Annotated in this window: 7 protein-coding genes; 5 read left to right on the top strand and 2 right to left on the bottom strand. The window is 54.1% G+C overall.

What is annotated here, in order from left to right; genetic code table 11:
- Positions 1-121: Imm41 family immunity protein (locus DFR77_RS14115; RefSeq protein ID WP_249033551.1), on the top strand; the 121-nt coding region annotated here is incomplete at its 5' end.
- A 63-nt stretch (positions 122-184) separates the two neighbouring features.
- Here the strand turns inward: DFR77_RS14115 and DFR77_RS06585 are convergent.
- Entirely contained in the window at positions 185-2,398 is a 2,214-nt protein-coding gene (locus DFR77_RS06585) for a RelA/SpoT family protein (protein ID WP_003693731.1), read from the bottom strand.
- 142 nt (positions 2,399-2,540) lie between these two features.
- Here DFR77_RS06585 and DFR77_RS06575 point away from each other — a divergent pair, with 142 nt between their 5' ends.
- Positions 2,541-3,182, top strand: coding sequence for a GrxB family glutaredoxin (locus DFR77_RS06575; RefSeq protein ID WP_010358860.1), 642 nt, complete (start codon positions 2,541-2,543; stop codon positions 3,180-3,182).
- 71 nt (positions 3,183-3,253) lie between these two features.
- On the opposite strand, the gene DFR77_RS06570 is transcribed toward DFR77_RS06575, so the two are convergent.
- Complete coding sequence (locus tag DFR77_RS06570) at positions 3,254-3,892, bottom strand: site-2 protease family protein (RefSeq protein ID WP_003693735.1); 639 nt, start codon at positions 3,890-3,892, stop codon at positions 3,254-3,256.
- Between the two features lie 255 nt (positions 3,893-4,147).
- Here DFR77_RS06570 and DFR77_RS06565 point away from each other — a divergent pair, with 255 nt between their 5' ends.
- The 3 genes from DFR77_RS06565 to DFR77_RS06555 all read left to right on the top strand — a co-directional run bounded on the left by DFR77_RS06565 (position 4,148) and on the right by DFR77_RS06555 (position 6,164).
- The gene (locus DFR77_RS06565; RefSeq protein ID WP_003693736.1) at positions 4,148-4,999 is read left to right on the top strand and encodes an energy transducer TonB; all 852 of its coding nucleotides are present in this window, start codon (positions 4,148-4,150) and stop codon (positions 4,997-4,999) included.
- 65 nt (positions 5,000-5,064) lie between these two features.
- On the top strand, positions 5,065-5,727 hold the full coding sequence (gene exbB / locus DFR77_RS06560) for a TonB-system energizer ExbB (RefSeq protein ID WP_003695658.1): 663 nt from the start codon (positions 5,065-5,067) through the stop codon (positions 5,725-5,727).
- Positions 5,728-5,729: 2 nt separating this feature from the next.
- Complete coding sequence (locus tag DFR77_RS06555) at positions 5,730-6,164, top strand: ExbD/TolR family protein (protein ID WP_003693740.1); 435 nt, start codon at positions 5,730-5,732, stop codon at positions 6,162-6,164.
- Positions 6,165-6,352: the final 188 nt, after the last annotated feature.

Below are 6,352 nucleotides of genomic sequence, written 5' to 3'. Positions count from 1 at the left end.
TTGGTTGCCTGATAGTGTGGGAATTCATGAACGTTATGAAAGATTCACAACGATGCTCCGTTATATTTTTACCGAGAAAGACATAGTCAACGTGCGATTTGATTATTACAACAAAAAATAGCAAAACCCGGCAATCAAAATGCCGTCTGAAGCGTTATCCGGCTTTCAGACGGCATTTTTGTATTTAAAGCCGGGTAACGCTCAATACGCCTTTGACATCGCCGAGGCCGACGAGGACGCGCGGGAGGTCGTTGACTTGTTTGACTTCGAGCGTGAACCTCATGCTGGCTTCCAAGTCGCGGGACTGGGTTTGTACGGCGGTAACGTTGAGTTTGTGGCGGGCGAGCGCGTCGGATACGTCGCGCAAAAGCCCGGAGCGGTCTTGGGCGCGGATTTCGATATCGACGGCGAACACTTGCCCTTCCTGCAACGCCGCCCAACTTGCGTCCAGTACTTTTTCGGGCGCGTGTTCGGCAAGGTGTCGGAAAGAGGGGCAGGTTTTGCGGTGGACGGAAATGCCGCGCTCGCGGGTAACGAAGCCGGCAATATCGTCGGGCGGCGCGGGTTTGCAGCATTTGGCAAGCGTGGTCATCAAGCCGTCTTCGCCGTCGATGAGCACGCCGGTTTTGCCACCTTTTTTGATTTTGGACTGTTTGACGATGGTGGTTGCGCTGACGGGCACGGGCGGCGGTTCGTTCAGCGTGCCGCAGGCTTTTTGGATGGCGCGGTTGGAAATTTCGCCTTGTCCGACGGCGGTGTAGAGGTCTTCTGGCTTTTTGTAGCCGAGATTTTCGGCAAGCTCTTGCAGGTTGGGTTTGGGCGTGAGTTTGGCAAGCTGCTTGTCGAGTTGGACACGGCCTTCTTCGCGCACGGTGTCGGCGTTTTGCTGGCGGATGTAGGCGCGGATTTTGCCGATGGCCTTGCCGGATTTGACCCAGCCTTCGTAAAGCCAGTTGACGGAAGGATGCCCTTCTTTGGCGGTAATGATTTCGACGCGCTGTCCGTTTTCGAGCGGGGTGGACAGCGGCACAATCTGCCCTTCGACTTTCGCGCCCCGGCAGCGGTCGCCGATGCTGCTGTGCAGGGCGTAGGCGAAGTCGATGGGGGTTGCGCCCGTTGGCAGAGAGAGGACTTTGCCGTGCGGGGTCAAAACATAAATCGTGTCGTTGAAAAGCTCGGTTTTGAAGGCGGCGGCGAGGTCTTCCTTGCCGCTTTCCGCCATATTTTCGCGCCAGTCCAAGAGTTGGCGCAACCAGGCGATTTTTTGTTCGTAGGCGGAATCGCCTTTGCCGCCTTCTTTGTAACGCCAGTGGGCGGCGACACCGAATTCGTTGAATTGGTGCATATCGAAGGTGCGGATTTGCACTTCCACACCTTTGTCTTCCGGGCCGACGATGACGGTGTGCAAACTTTTATAACCGTTGCCTTTGGGGTTGGCGATGTAGTCGTCGAACTCGCCGGGAATGGGCTGCCAGAGGCTGTGGACGATGCCCAGCGTGGTGTAACACTCGGGGACGGTATCGACCAGAATCCGCACGGCGCGGATGTCGAACAGGCCGTCGAAGCTGAGTTTTTTCTTCACCATTTTTTTGTAAATGGAGTAGATGTGTTTCGGACGGCCGGCGACTTCAAAGTGGATATTGTATTTTTTGAGTTCCGTACGCAGGATATCGAGGAAGTTTTCGATGTATTCGAGGCGTTCGGTGCGTTTTTCGTCCAAAAGCAGGGCGATTTCGCGGTATTTTTCGGGTTCTTGATGGCGGAAGCCCAAATCTTCGAGCTGCCATTTGAGCTGCCACACGCCCAAGCGGTTGGCGAGCGGGGCGAAGATGTCGAGGGTTTCTTTGGCGACGGCGCGTTTTTCGGGGCTGTCGGGGGCGTTGCTTAAAAATTGCAGGGTGCGCGTACGCATCGCCAGTTTGATTAATACGACGCGGATGTCGGTAACCATCGCCAGCAGCATTTTCCGCATGGTTTCGGCTTGCTGCGCGCGCTCTTCGGAAGTGGCGAGGCTGTCCACCCGGGCGAAGTGGGTGAGCTTCTGCACTTCGTCCACACCTTTGACCAGCTCGGCGACGGTGCTGTTGCAGCGCTCGGAAACCAATAGGTTCCAATCGGGGACGTAGCGTCCGATGTCGGCAAGCAGGGTGGCGGCGACGGCATCGGGCAGCAGGTCGAGTTCGTCGACCATTTGCGCCGCGCCGAGGAAGTGGTCGGGCAGCGGCTCGCCATACGGCGTGGCGGCATCGGCAGGATAATGTTCCTGCGCCAGCGACCATGCGGTACCGATGAGGTTTTTATCGTTGTCCGGCAGAGCGGCGCAGTAGCTGTCGAACCATTCGCGCAATTCTTGCAGGGTCGCGCTTTGCGTGTCTTGAATCGGGCTGATGGCGGTCATGATGGGATCTTCCGTTCCGATAAAAACGAGTTCATTGTAACAGCTTATTTATTTACGGTGCATAGGCGGGAAGATAAACTTGTTTCGGGCGGCGCCGGGTGTTAAGGTAGCCGGTACCGACAGGTTGACGAGGAATATTTTGATGAAACTGTATATTTACGACCATTGCCCGTTTTGCGTGCGTGCGCGGATGGCTGCCGGGCTGTTTGGTGCTGACGTTGAAGAAGTCGTGCTGGCAAACGACGACGAGGCAACGCCGATCGGTATGATCGGTGCGAAACAAGTGCCCGTCCTGCAAAAAGAAGACGGTTCGTTTATGGGCGAGAGTTTGGACATTGTGTGCCATTTCGACCGAGAAGGCCGTCTGAAAGACGAAGTCCGCCCCGAGATACAGGCGTGGCTGGACAAGGTAGGCGGATACAACAACAAATTGGTTCAGCCACGCTTGATCAAAATCGGGCTGCCCGAATTTGTAACGCCGGAAGCGGTGAAATATTTCACAGACAAAAAAGAGAAAAGCATCGGCAGCTTTTCCGCCAATTTGAATAAAACCGCCCAATACCTTGAACGGATAAACGCAGATTTGCAAGAGTTGGAGAATTTGATGGACGGTACTTCAGACGGCATCAACGGTGGAATCGGTATGGAGGATATTTTGGTTTTCCCCGTTTTGAGGAATCTGACCGTGGTGCGCGGCATCGCGTTCCCTCGGAAGACGATGGATTATTTAATCGGTATGAGTGAAAAATCAGGCGTGCCGCTTTATTTCGACAGGGCATTGTAAAACCAAAAAAAAGCGGCAGGGCAATATGTCCTTCCGCGTTTTTTGGAACGTTTATGCCGTCTGAGAGCCAGTCAGACGAACATCTGCACAAACGCAATCACCAGCCGCACAATCGGTGCAATAAACGCACCCAAAACCCCGGTCAGCATAAGCAGCAGGATAATCCACGTCCCATAAGGTTCGATTTTGCGGAACGCTTGCGAATATTTCGCCGGCAGGAAGGTGTCGATGAAAATGCCGCCGTCCCAAGGCAGGATGGGGATGATGTTGAGCGCGAACAAAATCGCATTGATCAGAATACCGTAGTTTGCCATTTGAGCCAGCGGCATCTGATACGCCCCGCCGGCATACGGAGTTAGCACCAAAACCACGCCCCACAGAACAGCCATCGCCAGATTCGACAGCGGGCCGGACGCGGCAATGCAACGCCATGCAAGGCGCGGGTTGCGGAAGTTGCGCGAATCGATAGGAATCGGACGCGCCCAGCCGAACAGGAAGGGCGTGAACATCAAAGTAAGCAGCGGTACGATGATTGTGCCGACCAAATCGATATGGGGCAGGGGGTTCAGTGTCAGCCTGCCGTATTGTTCGGCAGTGTTGTCTCCCCAGTAGCGCGCCGTATAGCCGCGCGCCACCTCCCTGACGGTAATGGCGAGCAGCACGGGCAGGACAGCAAGCAGAAACACGCCCAAGTCAAAATTTTGAAACATGGTTTTCCTTTGAACAGATGTGGTGTGCAGCCCGAAACGGCTGACAGACAGAAGCGGCAATATATCATCTAACCTGATTTTATTGGAATAAGAAATCAGACGGAATCATTTTTTCTGCCGGCCCGTTATCTGATGATTTGCTGTAATACCGCGTTTAAACACGGTTTGCCTATGAATGGAGCAGGCGTTCACATGACAACAAATTATAAAAAATAGGTTGCAAATAGGAATTGTTGCTATTATTATGCCCGAATTATGGATAAAGAACGAATTTTAACCCCCGCAGTCGTGTTTTCCGTCGCACTGCTGCATTTGGCAATAGTGGCATTGCTCTGGCAGGCGCACAAGCTGCCCGTGATAGAGTCAGGAAATGTTATCGAATTTGTCGATTTGGGCGATTTTGGCGGAGGGGGCGGCGCACCCGAAGGCGCAGGCGCGCCTGCCGCGCCCGAACCGCAACCCGCGCCCGATCCGCCCAAACCTGTCGAACCGCCCAAGCCGGTTTTGAAGCCGGCGGTTACAAAAAAGGCGGATGCGGATATTCAGCAACCTAAGGAAAAGCCGAAACCCGAAGAAAAACCTAAGCCCGAACCCGAACCGGAAGCGAAGCCTGCCCCGAAACCGGCGGAAAAACCGGCAGAGAAGCCGTCTGAAAAACCTGCCGAACATTCCGGTAATGCTTCTGCCAAAGCCGGCAGCGAGCAGGGTAATGGGGAAGGTAAGGGAACCGGTACCAAAGGCGACGGAACGGGGCGCGGAGAAGGCAGCGGTAAAGGAAGCGGCGGTGCCAAAGGCGAACACGGGGAAGGAGCCGGCGGCAGCGGCGGCGGAACCGGTGTCGGCAGCAGCAAAGGCAATCCTTTACGCGCCAACGGCAGCATCCCGCGCCCGGCCTATCCCGCACTTTCTATGGAAAATGACGAGCAGGGTATGGTTGTTTTGAGCGTTTTGGTTTCTCCGGGCGGTCATGTCGAGTCCGTCAAAGTGGTGAAAAGCAGCGGTTTTTCCCGTTTGGACAATGCGGCACGCAAAGCGGCGCAAAACGGGCATTTTCAAGCCAATGCCTGGACGGAGTTTAAAGTCCCCGTCAAGTTTGAATTGAATTAGGCGGTTGTCGCGGCAGTTTGCGGCAGCTTGGATGTTTGATTGGTTTTTTCAGTGTTGGAATCATTATGAATTTGAAATTAGTGTTTGAATCGGGCGATCCCGTCCTGATCGGTGTGTTTGTGTTGATGCTGTTGATGAGTACCGTAACGTGGTGTCTGGTTGTCTTGCGCTGCATCAAGCTGTATCGGGCGCGCAAAGGGAATGCCGCCGTCAAACGGCATATGCGCGATACTTTGTCGCTGAACGACGCGGTCGAAAAAGTGCGCGCCGTCGATGCGCCTTTGTCCAAACTGGCGCAAGAGGCATTGCAGTCTTACCGCAACTACCGCCGAAACGAAGCGTCCGAACTGGCGCAGGCTTTGCCGTTGAACGAGTATTTGGTCATTCAAATCCGCAACAGTATGGCGCAGATTATGCGCCGGTTTGATTACGGGATGACCGCGCTTGCCTCCATCGGCGCGACCGCGCCGTTTATCGGGTTGTTCGGCACGGTTTGGGGGATTTACCACGCCCTGATCAATATCGGGCAAAGCGGGCAGATGAGTATTGCGGCGGTTGCCGGCCCGATTGGCGAGGCACTGGTGGCGACGGCGGCGGGTTTGTTCGTGGCGATTCCGGCGGTGTTGGCATACAACTTCCTCAATCGCGGCACAAAAATACTGACCCAGGATTTGGATGCGATGGCGCACGATTTGCATGTCCGCCTGCTTAATCAAAAGGATAGCTGATTATGGCATTTGGTTCGATGAATTCCAGCGACGATTCTCCGATGTCCGACATCAACGTTACGCCGTTGGTGGACGTGATGCTGGTGTTGCTGATTGTGTTTATGATTACTATGCCGGTGCTGACGCATTCCATCCCTTTGGAACTGCCGACCGCGTCCGAGCAGGCAAACAAGCAGGACAAACAGCCTAAAGACCCCCTGCGCCTGACGATTGATGCGAACGGCGGCTATTATGTCGGCGGGGATTCTGCAAGCAAAGTGGAAATCGGGGAAGTGGAAAGCCGTCTGAAAGCCGCCAAGGAGCAGAATGAAAACGTGATTGTGGCGATTGCGGCAGACAAGGCGGTGGAATACGATTATGTAAACAAAGCTTTAGAAGCCGCCCGTCAGGCAGGAATCACCAAAATCGGTTTTGTAACCGAAACCAAGGCGCAATAAAGTTCGACGCTTGAACGAATGCCGCCTGAAAGTCTTTCAGACGGCATTTCTTATGTTTAATCAGTTATATATAGTTGATTAAAACAAAAATGAGACGACAGAGCACCGTCTCCATTTCTGCGCAGGCGGGAATACAAACATCTGATTTTTCTTTTATTTTCAAACATTACTGAAATGGGTAAGTCTGG

Source organism: Neisseria gonorrhoeae, from assembly GCF_003315235.1.
Lineage (GTDB): Bacteria > Pseudomonadota > Gammaproteobacteria > Burkholderiales > Neisseriaceae > Neisseria > Neisseria gonorrhoeae.
This window is presented reverse-complemented; position numbering and strand designations above follow the sequence as displayed.